Here is an 18,872-nt window from a genome sequence, read left to right on the forward strand (position 1 = left end):
GCCCTCCGGTGTCAGGACCGGAGAGCCGGCGTTCACGTACCCGTTCCCTCAGACGGGTACAGCCATGTGCGTTTGCTGGTCGCTCCCGGCCCGCTCGCCCGCGCGTGCCGTGCGGTGCGCGGTGATCAGCCGGTCGACGGCAAGCGCGCCGGGACCCGAGACGGCGATCAGCAGCAGGGCCCAGCAGAAGAAGACAGCGGCCTCACCGCCGTTCTCGATGGGGAGCAGTCCCCGGTGCTGGTGGATGTCGAAGTAGGCGAACGCCATGGACCCCGACCCCAGGAGCGCGGCCGTCCGTGTGCCGAGCCCGAGCAGCACCAGGCCGCCCGCCGCCAGCTGGATGACAGCGGCGTACCAGCCCGGCCAGGTGCCCGCCGGTATGGAGTGACCGCCGAGGAGCCCGAAGAGCGATGCGACCCCGTGACATGTGAAGAGCAACCCGATGACGATACGGAACAGGCTGAGCGTGTACGGCTGAGCCCGGCTGAGGCGTGTGTTCATCATGAGGGCCGTGCTCCTCTCAGCTGTAGACGCCGAACTCGTAGAGCGAGTAGCCGTATCCGGAGCCGCGCGTGTTCCCCAGCATCCGGACGTAGCGGCCCGTGCCGTTCACATCGAGGTCGTCGATGTTGCCGTTCCCGTCGGTCACCGACTTGACCGTGGTCCAGTTGGTCCCGTCCTGCGACGTCTGGATGTCGTACGCCTTGGCGTACGCCGGGTCCCAGGCCAGCTGGATGTGCTTGAAGGTGGTGGAGGTGCCCAGGTCGACCTGGAGCCACTGCGGGTCGCTCCAGTCGCTCGCCCAGCGGGTGTCGAACTTGCCGTCCACCGCGCTCGCCGCGGCGCACGGGCAGCCGCCCGTCGGGTCGGTCTGGAAGGACGACGCGGTGGCCGTCTTGCCCTGGGACACGTTCGTCCCGTCGACCTTCGGAGGAATGACCTTCAGCGACTTCGTCTCGATACCGACGTTGCCGTGGCCGTCCGTGGACTTCACGTAGACCTTGTAGACCCCCACCTTGTCGGGGACCTTGGCGGAGAAGGTGCCGTCGCCGTTGTCGGTGGTGTCGGCCGGGACCAGCGCCTTGTTCTGATCGATGTAGTTGCTGCTGAAGAACAGCTGCGATGTGGTCCTGTCACCGTTCGGGTCGGTGACCTTGGCGCTCACCTTGACCTGCCCGCCGGCCGGGACACCGGTGGTGGCGTTCTCGACGGACATGTCCGAGATGACCGGCGGGGTGTTGTCGCCCGACGTGTTGCCCCCGTACGCCTTCTTCACCGCGTAGTAGGAGAGCCGCTTCTGGCCGTCCGGCACCAGGTTGAACCAGACACCGCCGAAATCGTCCTCGGTGCCGTAGTGGAACATCGTGGCGCCGAGCGCGACACCCTTGTGGGCGGTGATGCAGCCCCACGCCTTGGTGTAGCCGTCGGCCTTCTGCACGTCCGTGGGCTCGTCGGGGACGCCGTTCGCGTCGTCCGGCACCTCCCACTCGCCCGCCGGGCCGGTCTCGGTGACGATGTACGGCTTGTCGTAACCGCCCTGCTCCCAGTCCGACTTCACGTTGCAGACCGCGTTGTAGGCGTTGACCGCGTACAGGTCCAGATCGGGCGCGTTCTTCTTGTAGTAGGGCCACGCGCCGGTCCAGGCGTCGGTCGAGGTGACCGGGTGGTTCGGGTCCACCTGGTGGATCTTCTTCGCGACGTCGTTCACGAAGGAGGTGTAGGCGTTGCGCTGGGCCTCCAGCTCGTCACCGCTGTAGCAGTTCTGAAGCCCGAGCGTCGACTCGTTGCCGACGTTCCACATCAGCACGCCGGGGTTGTCCTTGTAGGTGTCGACCCACTTGGGGAACTCCGCGAGCATGTTGTTCTTGTACGTGGTGTCGGTGAGGTAGTTGACGCAGCCACCGGCACCCGGGCCGCCGCCCGGCTGGAGCCAGAAACCGGCGATCACCTTGACGCCGTTGGCCGCCGCCGCGTCGAACAGCGGCTTGCTCGTCGCGTCCGTACCCCAGGTGCGGATCGTGTTGACGCCCATCGACGCCACGTCAGGCATGTCCTTGGCGGCGTCGTCGACCGACGGGCCCCAGGTCAGCCCCTTGACCGTGTACGGCGAACCATCCACGGTGAGCGCCCAGTTGCCCTGCGAACCGGTCACCTTGACGACGCTGCCGGCCGCGTGGGCCGCCGGGGCCTGCACAGCGAGCAGCGCCCCTGCGAGCAGCGCCGTGGCGGCGAACGGTGCCATGGCGCGTTTCGCCGTGCGGGTGGGGGGATGGTGCATGTCGCTCTCCTTCTGTCTCCAGCGGATGCTGTCTCGTGCGGATGCGTGCGGGCCCGCGCGGGTGGGCCGCGCGCCGGTTACGGGTAGCTGACGAGGTAGGAGATGCCGGTGTTGTCGTTGTTCACCGGATCGCCGGTCCCGTTGATGACGTGGCTGATCGTGCCGTCGTTGCCGAGCGAGACCGTGACCATGTCGTGGAACTTCACCCCGGCCGCGTCCGGCGCCTGGATGGCGTTGTCCGACACGACCGACGGATCGGCCAGGAAGAGGCAGTAGCTCCCGAGCCCCCAGGCCTCGTGCGAGTTCACCGACGGCGCGACCTGGTACGCGGCGTAGCCGTTGCGGGCGCCGTCCTTCCAGGCGGCCTGGTTCGGCGGGTCGTACGGCATCTCGTTCTGGAAGAAGTACGTACGGCCGCCGTTGCCGTTCCAGACGACCTCGGTCTTCTGGTGGTGCTCGACGAACAGCCCGTACATGACGACGTTCGCACCGTTGACGACCAGGCCGCTGTCACTCGTGTTGACGTCCCAGCCGACCCCGGTTCCGTGGTCCGCACGCCAGAGCCAGAGGTTGTCGCCGATCACGTTGCTGCTGTTGATCTCCACACTGGTCCTGGCCCTGCCGGCCTGCGCACCGCCGATCCGGACGAAGACATCCTGGAGCAGGGTGGGATCAGCCGAGTGGTCGGCCGACGCGCCGGCCGGGCCGACCTGCACCAGGACATCCGATGCGGTGGCACCAGCGTCGACGAGCAGTCCGGAGATCTTGACTCCGTCGACGTCGGCGACGGAGATCGCGGTCACACCACCGCCGGGGACGATGGTCGCGATGCCGAGACCGAGCACTACGGTGCCGGCCTTGGTGATCTTCAGAGTGTCGTCCAGCCGGTAGACACCGGGGGTGACGAGCAGGTGTTTGCCCGCCGCCAGAGCCGAGTTGATGACCGCCGCCGAGTCCCCCTCCTTGGCGATGTAGAAGTCGCTCAGCGGTATGGAGTCGCCCTGCGCGCCCCCGCTCCACGTGATGCCGCGCGTCGCGGTCTTCAGAGCCGGGACGAACACCCGGTAGGCGCCGGAGCCGTCCACGTACAGGAACGGCTTCTCGCGGATGACCGGCGCCGTGTCGACGACGGTGTGCGAGGGGTCGGGGAAGTTCTGCGGAGGTGCGCCGTCGACCCCCACGAAGACCATGTTCCAGACGGACCCGGCCCACTCCCCCAGCGCGCTGTTACGGGTCAGCCACTGCTGCTGAGAACCGGAGACCACCCGGCCGTCCACCTTGCAGTCGGCCATGAACCCGCCGCTGGCCCAGCCGTCGTAGCCGTTCCACAGCGGCACCTCGCCCCGGATGTGGACCCGGCGCAGCGGGGCGGCCTGGGAGACGGCCCAGCGGTTGGAGCCGTTGGTCGGGGTGACCGAGAGGTTCTCGGCCGAGCGCCAGAAGTTCTGGGTGGCGTTGCCCTGCATCCAGTCGGCCTCGACGTGGACCAGGCCGTGGATGTCGACGTCGTCCGGCGAGAGGCCCAGGCCGGCCACGTGCGTGTAGAAGCCGACGTTGACGTCCAGTCCGTCGTAGGTGCCCGGCTTGAAGAGCAGTGCGAACCGCTCGGTACCGAACTGGTTCGACTCCTGGGTGGAGAAGACCGAGCTGACCTTGGCCTGGATGTCGGCGACCGGCATCGACGGGTCGAAGACCAGGACGTTCGGCCCGAGATCGGGCTCGGCGGCCGCTGCGGTACGGGAGTTGGGCGTACGGGTACGGAGCGGAGCCGCGGATGCCGTGCCGGCGAGTACCGGGGCTGCGGCGAGGGCGGCGAGGCCCCCGAGCGCGGCGCGGCGGGAGAAGCCGCGGGAAGTGGCTTTGGAAGGGTCGTGGGAGGGGTGTGCGGGGGGCGTCATGGTCACCTGCGTATGTGGGGGCGGATATGCGGGCGGGGGCGAAGAGACGGCAAGGGGAGTGAAGGTGCTGGGTCCGGCGCGCATCCGGGAGTGCGACGGGGAGAGCACAGGGGATGGGAGAGCGCTCTCCCGAATGCGCCGGAGAGTGTCCGGCACGATCCGGAGACCGGGGCGGTGCGAAGGTCGGCACGATCCGATGTGCGGCTCGTGCCGACGTGCGGCACGCTCCGGAGTCCGGTGCGGTCCGGACCGGAGACCTACGGCAGTTCGTAGTCGTCGTTGAGCGCGGCGCCTGCGGACGGGTTGGACTCGTCATAGCCGTGCGCGTCGCACTGGAGACCACCGTTGATGCAGTGCGTGACCAGGGCCTGGAGGGTGGGCGCGTCCCACCCGTTGAAGAAGTCGTAGTGGAACGAGTGCCCGGTGCCGCTGGCCAGCCGCAGCTTCGACATGTCGCCGTTGACGGGCCACGCCATCTTGAACTCGATCATCGGCAGAGCCACCGGGTGGTCGGCCGGGCAGACGTTCTGGTTGTTGCCCGACGCCACCGGGTACGCCATGTGACTCTGGTGGTTCGGGGTGTCCAGATGGATACCGTCCCAGCAACTGGGCGCCTGGAGGCGGATGTTGAGCTGGGTGTCCGGAGTGTTCGGGCACGAGATCGGGAAGTCGAAGTTGTGGTACTGCGTACCGCACTCCCAGCCTTCCACCGTGCCCTTCAGGTTCTTGAAGTCGTCGGCGCTCTGCATGGGGTTGCCGACGGTGAACCGGAGTCCCTTGGGGAAGGGCCGGACGCTGGTGTAGTCGTTGACACTCGACTTGTAGTAGATGGTCTGCGGGCCGACGGGGAGGATCTTCTCGTCCCCGTTGTACAGACTGGGCATCCAGTAGGCCGACTTGTCACCGGGCGCCAGGCAGGTGGTGCTGCCCTGGTCGAGCGAGGCGGTGGTGGTGTTGGCGTCGGTGCCGGTGTTGCCCATGAAGGTGTGGTCGTGGGACTTCCCCGGCTGGCCGGGGTAGACGATCGGGTCGTCGGGCGCCGTGTGGTTCGGGGCGCACTTGGCCTGGAACTCGTGGAAGTACCGGTGCGGCGGGTCGTACGTCGACGGGGTGACTCCGGTCACCGGCGGGTCGGCCATGATGTAGCCGTCGCCGTCCGGGTCGTCACCGGATGCCTTGGTGGACACACCCATGCCGGGCATCCCGGCCATGCCGGGGGTAACGGCCTTGGGATGTGCGGCGGCGGCCGTCGCGGCCGGTGCTTCCGCCGATGCGCTGGCTGTCATCACGACCCCGCCGATTCCGGCCGTGGTCAGGGCCAGGGCGGTGGACAGCAGCAGTCCTGTGAGGGTTCTCGACCTGCGTGGCATGGAGACCTCCTCCTGCGTCAGTGCGGGAAAACGAGGGCGGGAATGCGGTGGGAGAGCGCTCTCCCGAATTCGGAGTGTTCCGCTCCTGACAAGACCGTGTCAATAGCTCGTTAACAGCCGGAGTGCGAGCCCGGCCGCCCGAACTGCCCTGGTGGCGGTGGGGCGTTCGGCGGGTGAAGGCAGCGCGTCCGATGTCAGGGGCCGGTTCGGGCCGCCGGCTGAACGCAGCGGTCCGGTAGCCGGTCCGTTCGGCCCGGGGACATTTTTTTCGCCGCCCGTGTCACACTCCGGCCCCCGGGACCGCTCTCATACGGTGAGGCGACAGGGAGGCCAGGATGCCCGACACCCCGAACGACGAGCCGGCGGCGGACGAACCGGCGGCGGGCGCGGCCCACGGCGCGGACGTAGCGCACGGCGCAGGCGTGTCGCACCGAGCGGTCCCGGCGGACGGGCCGAGCGGTCCGCATACGGGCAGGGAGGCGGACGCGGAAACAGAGGCGGACGCGGCGACCGTCACGTTCCTGGACCACCGGGAACTGCTGTTCTCGCTCGTCTACACGATGCTGGGCAGCGTCGCCGACACCGAGGACGTCCTCCAGGAGACCTGGCTCGCCTGGGCGCCCCGGCACGGTGCACGGGACGCGGAACCGGTCCGGAACCCGCGCGCCTACCTCGTACGGATCGCGGTCAATCTGGCCATCGCCCGGCAGGCGGTCATCACTCGCCGCAAGGAGACCTACGTAGGCCAGTGGCTGCCCGAACCCCTGGTCACAGTGCCCCCTTCCGGCCCTGCGACGCCGGTCACCGGCGAGGAGGCCGCGGAGCGTGCCGATTCGGTTTCGCTGGCGATGCTGGTGGTGCTGGAGACACTGACTCCCCTGGAGCGGGCGGTCTTCGTACTGCACGAGGTCTTCGGGTACCCGCATGAGGAGATCGCCGGAATCGTCGGCCGCAAGCCCGCCGCCGTGCGTCAGGTCGCCCACCGGGCACGCGCGCACGTCCAGGCCAGGCGCCCGCGCTACCGCGCCGACCCGCGGATGATCCGGCGGACCACCGAGCGGTTCGTGGCCGCGGCGTTCGGGGGCGACCTCACGGCCCTGCTGGAGATGCTCGCGCCCGACGTGACGCTGTGGAGCGACGGAGGCGGGAAGTCCCCCGCGGCAGGGCCGCGGCCGGTCACCGGACGCGACAACGTCGCGCGTCTCCTGGTGGCCCGCGCAGCCCACCCGCCCGCGCGGGACCTGGACTTCAGCGTTCGCTACCGGCAGGTCAACGGCGATCCGTCGGCCATCGTGTTCGCGGGCGGCGAGCCGCTCGGTGTGATGGTGCTGGACCTGTCGCCGGATGACAACCGCATCAGCAACATCTACAACGTCAGCAACCCCGACAAGCTCACCGGAATCGTGGACGAGCAGGACCGGCCACCCGGCGACGCGGGCTCCGGCCCGGTCCCGGAGCGACCCGGATCCCCGGGCACAGCAACCGCACACCTAGCCGCAGAACCGACGACCGACCGGGAGAAGCCATGACGAAGCTCGCAGCGGGCGACACCGTACCGGTGCGCACCCTCACCACGATCCTCGGACGTGAGACGTCCGTACCTGCCCCGGACGGGCTGACTCATCTGCAGTTCCGTCGTTTCGCCGGCTGCCCGGTCTGCAATCTGCATCTGCGGACGATGGCGGACCGCCGGAGCGAGATCCGGGCCGCGGGGATCCATGAGACGGCCGTCTTCCACTCCCGCAGGGAAGAGATGCTGCCGCACCAGGGCAGCCTGCCGTTCGACGTGATCGCCGACCCGGGCCGGGAGCTCTACACCGCGTTCGGCGTGGAGACGTCGCCGAAGGCGGTCCTGCACCCAAGGGTCTGGCTGGCGGGCGTACGGGCCACTCCGGCGACGCTCAAGGACATCCGAGGGGGCCGCAAGCCCGGCCCGGCCAAGGGCGAGACGGTGCTCGGCCTGCCCGCCGACTTCCTGATCGCCCCGGACGGCCGGATCGAGGCCGCCCACTACGGGCGCCACGCGGACGACCAGTGGCCGGTGGACGAACTGCTGGACCTGGCCGCACGGAGGCCGGGCCGCACGACGTGAGCGGACCACGCACGACGTGAAGTGGCCGCGCTGCCGGTGCGGTCGGCACGCGGCAGGAGCCGCCCACCGCACGCGGCGCGAACGGACCCGCCGCACGAACGACCGCACGCAGTGAGCGGACCCGCCGCACCACAGGAACCGCCGCGCAACCGGAACCGCCGCGCAACCGGTCCTGTGACGGGGTCCGGCCTCAGACCGAGGGGAGCCCCAGCGGGGCGCCGATCTCCTCGGCCATGACCCGGCCCGCCTCCTCCGCCAGCACTTCCTCGCTCAGGTCCTGGTCCGTGTCCAGGCCGTCGAGAGCCGGGAGGGGCTGGTCGAGGCGGACATGGGCGACCAGCGACTGAAGTGCGCGGAGCGCGGCCGAGGCGGTGGAGCCCCAGTTGGAGAAGTACGAGAACTGCCACCACCACATCGCCTCGGCCGTCCGGCCGGCGCGGTAGTGGGCCATCCCGTGGCGGAGGTCGGTGAGGATGTCCGCGAGGTCGTCACTGATACGGCAGGCGACGGGTGCCTTGCGGGGCTCGTACGGGTCGAAGACCTCGGAGTACACGTCGATCGGCTCCAGGATGCGCGCGAAGCGCTCCCGCAGGTCGTCGACATCGGGCTCCGGGCCGAGGTCCGGCTCGTACCGGTCGGCCGGGAGGATGTCCTCGTGAGCGCCGAGGCGGCCCCCGGCGAGGAGGAGCTGGGAGACCTCGAGGAGCAGGAAGGGCACCGCGCTGTCCGGCTCGTCGCCCTTCGCCACCTCCGTGACGGCGACGATGAAGGACTCGACCTGATCTGCGATCTGGACCTCGAAGTCGCTCGGGTCCTCTTTGACCTTGTTCAGCGTTGCGTCAGACATCGAGTAGTCGTCTCCCCTCAAAGGCACGACCGAGCGTGACCTCGTCCGCGTATTCCAGGTCTCCCCCCACAGGGAGACCACTCGCCAGCCGTGTGACCTTCAAACCCATGGGTTTGATCATGCGCGCGAGGTACGTCGCCGTGGCCTCGCCCTCCAGATTCGGGTCGGTCGCCAGAATGAGCTCTGTGACGGCGCCGTCCGCGAGCCTTGCCAGCAGTTCACGAATCCGCAGGTCGTCGGGGCCGACACCCTCGATGGGGCTGATGGCGCCGCCGAGCACGTGGTAGCGGCCGCGGAATTCGCGGGTACGCTCCACGGCCACGACATCCTTCGGCTCCTCCACGACGCAGATGACCGTCTGGTCGCGCCGGGTGTCCCGGCAGATCCCGCAGAGCTCGGCCTGCGCGACGTTGCCGCACACCGCGCAGAACCGGACCTTGTCCTTTACTTCGAGCAGCGAGTGCGCGAGGCGGCGCACGTCGGCCGGCTCGGCCTGAAGGATGTGGAAGGCGATCCGTTGCGCGCTCTTGGGACCGACGCCGGGCAGCCTGCCCAACTCGTCGATGAGGTCCTGGACCACGCCTTCGTACAACGGAGCGCCTCTTTCGTTCTGCTGTGGAACGTACGGTAGTTGGTGCGAGGTCCCCTTAGAACCTCGGGAGCGTGACGAGCTTCGGAAGCCGGCGCGTCACGCGCCCACCGGGCCTCAGATACCGAGGCCCGGCATGCCTCCCAGCCCCTGGGCGAGCGGACCGAGCTTCTCCTGCTGGAGCGCCGACGCGTTCTCGTTCGCGGCGTGGACCGCGGCGACGATCAGGTCGGCGAGGGTCTCCGTGTCGTCCGGGTCGACGGCCTTGGGGTCGATCACCAGGCCGCGCAGCTCACCGGAGCCGGTGACGGTGGCCTTGACCAGACCGCCGCCCGCCTGGCCGTCGACCTCGGTCCGCGCCAGCTCCTCCTGAGCCGTCGCGAGGTCCTGCTGCATCTTCTGGGCCTGCTGAAGCAGCTGCTGCATGTTGGGCTGGCCACCACCGGGAATCACGGGTCACTCCGAGGCTGTTCGACGACATTCCGACTGCGCCAGGACCGTGGTCCTGCCGCACTTCACTTGCGTTCGCTCTGCGTAGCTACTGCTTACCGCCGCGTTTCCGCCGCGCTCCGGCGAAAGCCTCCAGGCCTCCCTGAAGCTCCTGCGCCGGTAAAACGAGCCTACGTGTTCCCCGCGCGCCCCGCCCTCCACCGCGGGGACCAACTCTTTCGGGTGAGTGCACGGAGGCTCCTATACCTGATCACAGCCCGCACGGAGTCGTAAACCCTGGCATAACGGCGCCAGGGCCCACCATTCGGCGGTATGAAGGGCACTCGCGTCAGCAGCGTTCGCGTGGAGAAGCGATCAGCGCGGTCGGCGTTCCGCGCGTTCCGGGGCGACCGGTGGGCGAGCGCGCACCGTACGTGACGGAGGGGAGACACCTGGTGGGCCAGCCGGACATTCCGCAGCCCGGGGAAGACGCCGTACGGCCGGGGGGCAACGGCATCAGCTCCTGGGCGGGCACCGGGACCGGAGCGGGGGCGGATCAGAGCGTGGAGCCGGGTACGGGGCCGGGCGGGGCGGCTGATCCCGGCGCCCGTGCGAGTGCGGATACCGGCACCGGTACCGGTACGGGCGCTCCCGCCGATCCCGGGGCCGACCTGACCGGTGAGCCGTTTCCTCCGGGTGACTGGGCGGAGCCCGTCGAGCGCCTGGACGAGCTGTACCGGTGGGTGGAGTCGGCCGCCCTGCGGACTGCGGGCTGGTACATGGCCGACCGGACCTGGAAGCGACGGGGGGCGCGGGCCCTGCGGGCCGGGGCGGCCGGGGGCGCACTCGTGGGGGCGCTGCTGCCACTGCTCGACCTGGCGGCCGGGCTGCACGGTGCGGCGGAGTGGGGCTATCCGGCGCTGCTGGCCGGGGTGGCGTGCGCGGCGTGCGATCGCTGGTTCGGGCTGACGGCCGGGTGGATGCGGGACGTGGCGACGGCGCAGGCGGTGCAGCGCCGGCTCCAGGTGCTGCAGTTCGACTGGGCGTCGGAGAGCGTCCGCGAAGTGCTCGGCCCGGCGGACGGCACCGCGAGCGAGGCCACCGAGCGCTGTCTGGGGGTGCTGCGGAGGTTCTCGGACGACGTGACGGACCTCGTGCGGGACGAGACAACGGAGTGGATGATCGGGTTCCGGACGGGCGGCACCGTACCCGGATCGGTACGGGGCCCCGGCGGGGCACGGGCCCCCGGGGAGCCGGTGCCCCTGGGCCGGACGGTGCCGGCGCTGGGCGTACGCCCCAACATGCCGCGCCAGCGCCCGCCCGAGTCGCCGTCGCGGTAACGGCTGTCCGCCGCGGCACCAGGGCCTCCGGCCGGCCTGGTCTCCTCAGCGCAGTCGCGCGGTCGCGACATGGACCTTCATCCCGCACGGCACGCGCCCGTCCGGCATCGCCAGCTCCTGCGCCCCGGTGAAGAACGCCTCCCGCAGGGACGCGACGGTGGGCGGGTCGAGGGGGCCGACGTCATAGACACCGGACACCGACGCCCACACCTGTTCCACGGGGCCGCTCAGGTCGATGGGGACGGTCTCCCATTCGACCGGTGCGAAGCCGGCCGGCCCGACGATGCTGTCGAACCCGTCACGGCTCCGTACCCTCCTGTCACCCAGCGCGGGGATGTGCTGCGCAGCGGGGGCCGCCATGACCGCTGATCGCAGCAGTCCGACGAACAACTCGTAGGCTTCGCCCCCGACGGCGCCGCCGCCGATCACACAGGCGAGCGTGCCTCCGGGAGACAGCACCCGGGCGATCTCCGCGATGACCTGTTCGACCTCTCCCATCAGCATCAGCGCCATGTGGGACACGCAGGCGTCGAAACTGCCGCCTGCGAAGGGAAGGTGCTGAGCCCGGCCCTCCAACAGCGTGGCCCCGGACAACGAGTGGCGTTCCCGGGCGAGTTGCAGGGCCTCTGGCGACAGGTCCACACCCGTGAGCTGCCGGTCGTCACCGGTCCGGGCGAGCAGCTCCAGCAGCAGGCCGTCACCGCAACCGAGATCCAGCACCCTCCTGTCCCCCGCGACCCGGTCACACAGGATTTCGTAACTGGACCGGCCGTCGGCGGCGCGGCCGCCACCGAACGCGTCCGCTGTCACTGCCGGGCGCTCCGCGTGGAACTCCCGCAGAAACGCCTCTTGAAGTGTCGTCGTCATGGCCCGAGCCTATTCCGGCCCCGCTGCGGGTCGCCGGCGCCCCGGGCCGCTGCCGCCCGGCCCCGCGCGACTGCCTGTTCGCGCCGACGTTCCCCAACTGCCCGATGCCCGGCGGATTTCAGCGGCATGCTGTCGCTACACGTGGTGGGGAGAGTCCGGCGGACCTCGCCGCCGACCTCGAACAGGCCCGGAACGGGCCGTGAAGGATGACCGTTGAGCCACCCCGCACCCATCCCACCCGACGGCGCACCACCCCTGGGCCCGGTCGCGCCCGTCCCCGGACAGGAGAGGGACCCCGAGCAGACGCAGGAACAGGCGCCGAGACAGGCACAGCGGCAGGGGCCGGAAACGGCCCGGGGCCTGGCACTCGACACGGCCCCTGGGGCTCCTCCGTCCCGGTCCGGGGCGGCGGACCGGCCGGCCGGTCCGTTCGCCGGTCTGCTCCGTGACGCCTCGCTGTCCGCGGTGCTGGCAGGTCTGGTGGCGGTCGTCGTGTCGTACTCGGGACCGCTGGTGATCGTGCTCTCCGCGGCGTCCGCCGGGCACCTGAGCTCCGCACAGACCAGCTCCTGGGTATGGGCGATCTCCATCGGCAGCGGCGTGACCTGCATCGCTCTGAGCCTGCGGACCCGCATGCCGGTGATCACCGCCTGGTCCACACCGGGTGCGGCGCTGCTGGTCACCAGCCTGGGTGCCTACTCGTACCCGGAAGCCATCGGCGCCTTCCTGGTGAGCGGGGTGGTGGTGGCCCTCATCGGAATGACCGGTGTGTTCGGGTGGCTGATGCGGCAGGTACCGGGAGCCGTCGTCTCGGCGATGCTCGCGGGCATCCTGTTCTCGTTCGGCACCGGGGCCTTCACCTCGCTCACATCCGCCCCCTACATAGCGGGTTCGGTCCTGATCGCGTACCTGCTGGCCAAGCGCTGGCTCCCCCGTTACGCGGTTCTGGCCGCCCTGGCCGCAGGCGTGGTGGCCAGTGCGGCCGGCTCGCGTCTCCATGTCCACCTCGGCGGACTGGAGTTGGCACGGCCGGTGTTCACCGCACCGGACTTCTCGCCGGCCTCGCTCGTCGGTATCGCGGTGCCGCTGACCCTCGCGACGCTCGCCTCGCAGAACGCACCGGGCATGGCGGTGCTCAGCGCTTCCGGGTACGAGCCGAAGGACCGTCTGCTGATCGGCTCGACCGGTCTGGTCTCCACCGTGCTCGCGCCGTTCGGCTCGCACGCGGTCAATCTGGCCGCGATCACCGCCGCCATCTGCACCGGCCCCGAGGCCCACAGCGACCCGCGGCGCCGCTATGTGGCGGGCGTGTCCTGCGGCGCGTTCTACCTGGTCATCGGGGCATTCGGCTCAGCGCTTGTGGCCCTGTTCGCGGGGCTGCCCAAGGAGCTGGTGGCCGCGATCGCCGGAGTGGCGCTGCTGGGGGCCCTGGCGGGCAGCCTGACGGGGGCGGTGAAGGAGGAGAAGGACCGCGAGGCGGCCCTCATCACCTTCCTCGCCACGGCCTCCGGGCTCACGCTCTTCGGTATCGGTTCGGCGTTCTGGGGGCTGGGCTTCGGTGTACTGACCCACCTCGTCCTCACCCACCGGCGGAAAGCGGCCGCGTAGGGGGCCTGCCCGGCCGGCCGTGTCCCGTGGAGCGGCCGGCCCCTGGCCTGTCGAGGGGCTGCCCCGGCCGGGCCGTCTGCCGGGCGGGGACTCCCGGCCCCCGTGACGCCTCAGGCCGGTTCCACCGCCGGGGCCCGCATCGACGCATGCGCGAAGCCGGCGATGCCCGCGGCGAACTCCACCGCCGGCAGCCAGCCCAGTTCGGACCTGATCCGCTGGGACGAGGCCGTGATGTGCCGGACGTCCCCCAGCCGGAAGTCCCCGGTCACCCGGGGTGCGGGGCCCGGGTACGCGGTCGCGAGCTCCTGCGCCATCTCCAGGATGGTGTGCGGCTCCCCGCTGCCCACGTTGTACGCGCGCAGCTCGCCGTCCGCACGGGACGCAACCCCCTCCAGTGCGGCGGTGTTGGCGGACGCGATGTCGCTCACGTGGACGAAGTCCCGCCGCTGTCCGCCGTCTTCGAAGACGACCGGCGCAGCACCACGTGCCAGCGACGAACGGAAGAAGGACGCCACACCCGCGTACGGGGTGTCCCGCGGCATGCCCGGCCCGTACACGTTGTGATAGCGCAGCGCGATCGCCCGGCCGCCGGATGCCCGCGCCCACGCGGCGGCCAGGTGCTCCTGGGCGAGCTTCGTCGTCGCGTACACGTTCCGCGGGTCGACCGGCGCGTCCTCCCCGACGAGGCCGGGCGCCACGTCGTCACCGCACTGCGGGCAGACGGGCTCGAACCTGCCCGCCTCCAGATCGGCGGGCGCGCGCGGGCCGGGGCGGACGACGCCGTGCCGGGAGCAGTCGTAACGGCCCTCCCCGTAGACCACCATGGACCCGGCCAGCACCAGGTCCCGGACGCCCGCGTCCGCCATGGCGGCGAGCAGCACGGCGGTGCCCAGATCGTTGCAGCTCACATAGTCGGGCGCATCGGCGAAGTCCTTGCCGAGGCCGACCATCGCCGCCTGATGGCACACCGCGTCCACCCCGCGCAGGGCCCCAGCCACCGCGGCCCGGTCGCGGACATCGGCCTCGATCCACTCCGCCCCGGTGGGGGCGGGCCGTTGCGCGTGCGCAGCCGGCAACAGGGCGTCGAACACCACCGGTTCGTGCCCGCGGGCCGCCAGGTCGGCGACGATGTGCGAGCCGATGAAACCGGCGCCTCCAGTGACAAGTACACGCATGCTGTGAAGGGTACGGGCGGACGGGCCCTGGTGTACGTTCCGTTGGTCCTGGCCGCTTCGGGCGACGGCCCGTGCGACGCGGGAGGGCGACCGTGCAGGCTGTGCCGTTCAGGAGAGGTTCCCCGCTGTGGTGCGTGTTTCCCGGAAGCGAATGATCATCGCTGTGGCAGCGGCCGGCATCCTGGTCGTCGGTGTGCCGGCGGTACGGAAGTGGAGCGCGCCCGAGTACGACGTGGCGGCCCCGCCGGGCGGAGGGGCACCCGCCTGCGAGCGGGCCTCCCACCGGTACCCGCACCGGCTCGCCGGGCAGGAGCTGACCTTCACCGGCCGCCCGGGGGTGGCCGTATGGGGAGACAAGGCGGTGGTGCTGCGCTGCGGCCTCAAGCCGCCGGCCCCGACCGTTGACGCCTGTGTGAGTGTCAACGGCGTGGACTGGATCGTCCGGGACAGCCGGACCGCGGGTGGCAGCAGGACGATCGTCACCTTCGGACGCGATCCCGCTGTGGAAGCGGTGATCTCCGGCCACGTCGCCGCCATCGACGGCGTCCTGGTCGAGTTGAGCAGGACGGTCGAGCCGATCAGGAGGTATTCGAAGTGCCTCGGCCCCGACGACGTCTGAGCCCCTGACGCCCGGGGCCTCAGGGATGATGTGACCGGCAGACGCCGCAGAGAACGGAGGCCGGCATGGAATCAGGTGCGAGGGACCGGGCGGTCCGCGCCGCGGGTGCGGTGGCGGTGATTCTCCTGGCGTTGCTTCCGGGCCTGCTGGCCGCGCTTCCGCTCGCGTTCAATGGCGCACAGCAGACGCTGAGTGCTCTGGGCAGGGCGGAGATGCCGGAAGGCACTTCGCCCTCGCTCGGCTGGGGGATCGCCATGCTGGCAGCCGCGGCGCTGCCCTTCGTCGCGGCCCCGGCGGCCCTGGCAGTGGGGCGCGCCAGGCGGCTGCCCTGGCTCCGAAGCGCGCGGATCTGCGCCAGAACCACGTTCGGCTGCGGCTTGTTCGCCTGTCTGGTGGCGATGGTCTCCGCGGCAGTGTGACCCGCTGACCCGATGGATGCCGGAGGCCGGGGCCGCCCGGGAGCCTCATCTGCTCCGAGGCCCCCGGGCTCCCCCACCGTCCCGTCAGCTGAAGACGATCATCGACCCCTGCGCCAGGCTGCGCGTGGCCGCCGCGTGCAGCCCCAGCCACACGTGACGCTCCCGGGCGAACGGGCTGTCGTCGTGCGGGACCGGGCCCGCCGGTTCCTCCAGCGCGGTCGGACGGGACGGGGCCTGCGGTGTCGCCGGGGGGTTCGCCGCGTCGATTCCGATGGCCCCTGCCACCAGCTCCAGTTCGCGGAGCAGGCCATGGGAGGAGCCCAGCGGGCCGCCGCCCTCCAGAAGTTCGTCGTTGGACAGCGGTGCGGCGAAGTCGACCGGGACATACGCGCCAGCGTGGTCGTAGTGCCACACCAGATGGGACTGCTGCGCCGTGGACTCGAACATCTCCAGGAGCTGTTCGTAGTCGCTGCCCAGGTCGTCGACCGGGGCGACTTCGAGGCCGCAGATCTTCAGGAGGTACGCGCGCCGCAGGAAGTGCAGGGCGTCGTAGTCGAAACCGGCCACCGGGGCCACGTCGCCGGACAGGCCCGGCATATAGGCGAAGACGGGGACGGACGGCAGACCGGCTTCGCCGAGTGCCTTGTCGTAGACGGCTATCTCTTCCGCGAAGGGGTTGTCGGGGCTGTGGCACAGCACATCGACGAGGGGGACCAGCCACAGGTCACATGCCAACGGGGCTCCTAGCGGGGTTCGGGGGTTGCCCCCCGAGCGGGCTTGTCGGGCCAGCGTAATGCTCGGTTCACGCTGCGCGAAGACCCCCGGCCGTCTCCTCCGCGCGGTGGCCGCGTTCTTCGCCGGCGTTCCTCCTTCTCCGGTGCGTGCCCGCAGCACCGGAGAAGGACCGGCGCCACCGCGGAGTCAGCTGCCCTTGCCCACGTGCCAGACCCAAGCGCCGCCGATCCGCTCGCCCGGCCGACCGAGCAGCTTCTGCACGGTGACGTACAGGGCCGCGTCGTTGTCCTCCGGCGGGATGACGACCACTCCGGCCTTCCAGTAGGCCAGGTCGTACTGGGCCTGCGCCCGCCAGTGGGGGCCGATCACCGGGATCTTCGCGCCGTAGCGGACGTCCCGGAAGAGGTTCGACGTGAAGCGTGGCGGCGCCCCGTAGATGCCCGTGCGCTCTGTCCCGAACGGCCCGTTGAAGTAGCCGCCGGGCACCGGGAAGTGGACCCCGGTGGCCGACTGCCAGTGCAGGGCCTCCGCACTGCCCGGGTCGGGCAGCGGCACCGGGACCACGGATTCGCCGGGTCCCACGTACTTCTTCCACATGCCGTCCGCGATGAACGCCGGGACGTCCGGCCGCTTCTGCACCGGCATCGGCGTGGGCACGATCGGGACCAGGGCGGCGGCGACCGCGAGGGCCCCCAGGGCCCGGTACGCGCGGACCCTGGTCCGTATCAGCCGGTCCGCGGCGAGCGCGACCAGCACCCCGAGCGCCGGGGCGCAGATCATCGCGACCCGGCCCTCGATCACCGAATCGAAGAGCGGCTGGTGCGCCAGCGCCCGCCACGGCCCCGGGAACACCACATCCGTGTAAGGGATACGGATCTTCTGCCCCAGCGAGAGGACCGCGGCGGCCACCGCGGTGAACGCCAGCGCCTTGACCAGCGCGTGCCGCCACAGCCGTACCGTGATCGCGAAGGCCAGCGCCACCAGCGGCCAGCCGTAGAAGGCGTTCTGCTCGGTCCGGTTCAGCGCCAGCTTGTCGGCCGTCGCGTCGCTGCCGAAAAGGGCGCGTCCGGAGAACTCCAGGAGGGCGCGCGGGCTGTTGCCCGCGTTGTTCCCGTGCAGCACGCTGTGGTAGCTCTGCGCGCCGAAGAACTGCCAGGCGAGCGGGTACGCGACCAGGGGCAGCGCGGTGAGTGCGGCGACCCCGAGCCCCTTGAGCAGCGGACGCCACGCCGCCCGGACCGCCTCTCTGTCCAGCAGCCCGTAGGCCAGGGCGAAGAGCAGCATGCCGAGGGCCGCCAGCAGGAACGGCTCCTCGCCGAGGAAGACCTGGTACGTCGCGAAGAGGCCGAGCAGCACCCCGTCCCGTACGGCGTGCTCCCCTTCGCAGAGCCGCAGCACCCGGTCGATGATCACCGGGATCATGAACAGCACCAGGAAGTTGGGGTGCGCGTTGCCGTGCGAGATCATCGGCGGTGCGAAGGCTGCGAGGGCCGCGCCGAGCGCCGCGGCCCACCGGTTGCGGACCAGGCGTCCGGCGATCAGCCAATACCAGGCGGCGGCCGTCGCGGCGAGCCCGCCGGTCAGCACCAGCGCCCATGTCACGGTCGGCCCGAAGGCCAGCGTCACCGGTGTGAGCGGGACGGAGAGCCCCAGCATGGGGGTGTTGCCCATGAGGTTCACACCGGCGGGGAAGTTCTGCGCGGTGGTGAAGAGCGGGTTGTGCAGATGCGCGACGTTGTCTGCGGTGACCGCGAAGAACCACTCCCACTGGTTCTGGTCCTGGAGCGAGTCGCGGAGGTAGCCGTGGCCGAGGTCGGCCCAGAGGTTCTTGTAGAGCAGGACGGACGCCAGCAGGAAGAGGCCGCAGACCGCCAGGTCGACGCGGCGCACCGCGCGGGCCTTCAGCCGGATCAGTTCCGCGAGCACCCGCAGGTAGTCGAGCGGGCCGACCTTGGAGCCCTCCTGGTGCGACCAGCGCACCGGGACCTCGGCGACCGCCCAGCCGCGGCGCCGGAAGTACTGGAGTATCTCGACGTCGATGCCCCACCCGTCGAGCCGCGCGTCGGCGAACGCCTCACGCGCCTTGTCACCGTCCAGGAGCTTGAACCCGCACTGGGTGTCGCGGATGCCGGGGACGGCGACGGCCCGTATGAGCCGGTTGCCCATCCGTCCCATCCACTCGCGCAGCCGCCCCTGGTGCACCTCGACGCTGGAGTCGGGGTGGGCCCGCGAGCCGACCGCGGCCTCGTACCCGGCCTCCAGCTCCTCGGTGAGCCGGCCGAGCTCCTCGATGGGTGTGGCCAGATCGGCGTCGGTGACGAGCACCCGCGCGCCTCTCGAAGCTGCCACACCGAGCCGCAGGGCGTGCCCCTTGCCACGGTTTCCCGCACTGCTGACCAGCCGGACCCGGGGGTCGGCTGCCGCGGCCTCGCGGGCGATGCGCGCGGTGCCGTCGGCCGATCCGTCGTCGACGACCAGCAGTTCCCAGACGTCCCGGCCTTCGTCCAGGTACGCCCGGACGGCGTCCAGCGTGGGACCGAGACGGCCCTCCTCGTTGTACGCGGGCACGACAACCGACAGCTCCACCACGGGGGTATCCACCACAC

Annotated in this window: 17 protein-coding genes; 6 read left to right on the forward strand and 11 right to left on the reverse strand. The window is 70.7% G+C overall.

What is annotated here, in order from left to right; translation table 11 throughout:
- Positions 1-48: 48 nt before the first annotated feature.
- From OG584_RS15515 to OG584_RS15530, 4 genes are all read right to left on the reverse strand, one after another.
- Positions 49-501, reverse strand: coding sequence for a DoxX family protein (locus OG584_RS15515; RefSeq protein ID WP_405784089.1), 453 nt, complete (start codon positions 499-501; stop codon positions 49-51).
- A 19-nt stretch (positions 502-520) separates the two neighbouring features.
- Positions 521-2,278 carry a discoidin domain-containing protein gene (locus OG584_RS15520; RefSeq protein WP_405778418.1) on the reverse strand — a complete coding sequence of 586 codons (1,758 nt, stop codon included), beginning with the start codon at positions 2,276-2,278 and terminating at the stop codon, positions 521-523.
- A 77-nt stretch (positions 2,279-2,355) separates the two neighbouring features.
- Entirely contained in the window at positions 2,356-4,176 is a 1,821-nt protein-coding gene (locus tag OG584_RS15525) for an adenylyl cyclase (protein ID WP_405778419.1), read from the reverse strand.
- A 257-nt stretch (positions 4,177-4,433) separates the two neighbouring features.
- Positions 4,434-5,546, reverse strand: coding sequence for a DUF1996 domain-containing protein (locus OG584_RS15530; protein ID WP_405778420.1), 1,113 nt, complete (start codon positions 5,544-5,546; stop codon positions 4,434-4,436).
- Between the two features lie 335 nt (positions 5,547-5,881).
- Here OG584_RS15530 and sigJ point away from each other — a divergent pair, with 335 nt between their 5' ends.
- Together sigJ and OG584_RS15540 are read left to right on the forward strand one after the other, a co-directional pair.
- Positions 5,882-7,075 carry an RNA polymerase sigma factor SigJ gene (gene sigJ / locus OG584_RS15535; RefSeq protein WP_405778421.1) on the forward strand — a complete coding sequence of 398 codons (1,194 nt, stop codon included), beginning with the start codon at positions 5,882-5,884 and terminating at the stop codon, positions 7,073-7,075.
- The gene (locus OG584_RS15540; protein WP_405778422.1) at positions 7,072-7,638 is read left to right on the forward strand and encodes a peroxiredoxin-like family protein; all 567 of its coding nucleotides are present in this window, start codon (positions 7,072-7,074) and stop codon (positions 7,636-7,638) included. The genes sigJ and OG584_RS15540 overlap by 4 nt, the downstream gene beginning before the upstream one ends.
- 190 nt (positions 7,639-7,828) lie before the next feature.
- On the opposite strand, the gene OG584_RS15545 is transcribed toward OG584_RS15540, so the two are convergent.
- The 3 genes from OG584_RS15545 to OG584_RS15555 form a co-directional block, all read right to left on the reverse strand.
- Positions 7,829-8,485, reverse strand: coding sequence for a DUF5063 domain-containing protein (locus OG584_RS15545; protein WP_405778423.1), 657 nt, complete (start codon positions 8,483-8,485; stop codon positions 7,829-7,831).
- On the reverse strand, positions 8,478-9,077 hold the full coding sequence (gene recR / locus OG584_RS15550) for a recombination mediator RecR (RefSeq protein WP_405778424.1): 600 nt from the start codon (positions 9,075-9,077) through the stop codon (positions 8,478-8,480). Before recR ends, OG584_RS15545 begins: the two co-directional genes overlap by 8 nt.
- Before the next feature lie 114 nt (positions 9,078-9,191).
- On the reverse strand, positions 9,192-9,527 hold the full coding sequence (locus OG584_RS15555; RefSeq protein WP_405778425.1) for a YbaB/EbfC family nucleoid-associated protein: 336 nt from the start codon (positions 9,525-9,527) through the stop codon (positions 9,192-9,194).
- 539 nt (positions 9,528-10,066) lie between these two features.
- Between OG584_RS15555 and OG584_RS15560 the strand changes: the two genes are divergently transcribed.
- Complete coding sequence (locus OG584_RS15560) at positions 10,067-10,843, forward strand: SLATT domain-containing protein (protein ID WP_405784090.1); 777 nt, start codon at positions 10,067-10,069, stop codon at positions 10,841-10,843.
- A 45-nt stretch (positions 10,844-10,888) separates the two neighbouring features.
- Here OG584_RS15560 and OG584_RS15565 read toward each other — a convergent pair whose 3' ends face one another.
- Positions 10,889-11,710, reverse strand: a complete 822-nt coding sequence (locus tag OG584_RS15565; protein WP_405778426.1) for a class I SAM-dependent methyltransferase — start codon at positions 11,708-11,710, stop codon at positions 10,889-10,891.
- Between the two features lie 438 nt (positions 11,711-12,148).
- Here OG584_RS15565 and OG584_RS15570 point away from each other — a divergent pair, with 438 nt between their 5' ends.
- The gene (locus OG584_RS15570) at positions 12,149-13,318 is read left to right on the forward strand and encodes a benzoate/H(+) symporter BenE family transporter (RefSeq protein WP_405784092.1); all 1,170 of its coding nucleotides are present in this window, start codon (positions 12,149-12,151) and stop codon (positions 13,316-13,318) included.
- A gap of 110 nt (positions 13,319-13,428) precedes the next feature.
- Here the strand turns inward: OG584_RS15570 and OG584_RS15575 are convergent, their stop codons facing one another.
- Complete coding sequence (locus OG584_RS15575) at positions 13,429-14,493, reverse strand: NAD-dependent epimerase/dehydratase family protein (RefSeq protein WP_405778427.1); 1,065 nt, start codon at positions 14,491-14,493, stop codon at positions 13,429-13,431.
- 163 nt (positions 14,494-14,656) lie between these two features.
- Between OG584_RS15575 and OG584_RS15580 the strand changes: the two genes are divergently transcribed.
- Together OG584_RS15580 and OG584_RS15585 are read left to right on the forward strand one after the other, a co-directional pair.
- Complete coding sequence (locus OG584_RS15580) at positions 14,657-15,112, forward strand: DUF3515 family protein (protein ID WP_405778428.1); 456 nt, start codon at positions 14,657-14,659, stop codon at positions 15,110-15,112.
- Positions 15,113-15,177: 65 nt separating this feature from the next.
- On the forward strand, positions 15,178-15,531 hold the full coding sequence (locus tag OG584_RS15585; RefSeq protein ID WP_405778429.1) for a hypothetical protein: 354 nt from the start codon (positions 15,178-15,180) through the stop codon (positions 15,529-15,531).
- Between the two features lie 84 nt (positions 15,532-15,615).
- Here OG584_RS15585 and OG584_RS15590 read toward each other — a convergent pair whose 3' ends face one another.
- Both OG584_RS15590 and OG584_RS15595 read right to left on the reverse strand, forming a co-directional pair.
- On the reverse strand, positions 15,616-16,266 hold the full coding sequence (locus OG584_RS15590; RefSeq protein ID WP_405778430.1) for a hypothetical protein: 651 nt from the start codon (positions 16,264-16,266) through the stop codon (positions 15,616-15,618).
- Positions 16,267-16,452: 186 nt separating this feature from the next.
- A complete protein-coding gene (locus OG584_RS15595) occupies positions 16,453-18,870 on the reverse strand; it encodes a dolichyl-phosphate beta-glucosyltransferase (RefSeq protein WP_405778431.1) in 2,418 nt (805 codons plus the stop codon).
- Positions 18,871-18,872: the final 2 nt, after the last annotated feature.

Origin of the sequence: Streptomyces sp. NBC_00859 (assembly GCF_045161865.1) — a bacterium.
Classification (GTDB): domain Bacteria; phylum Actinomycetota; class Actinomycetes; order Streptomycetales; family Streptomycetaceae; genus Streptomyces.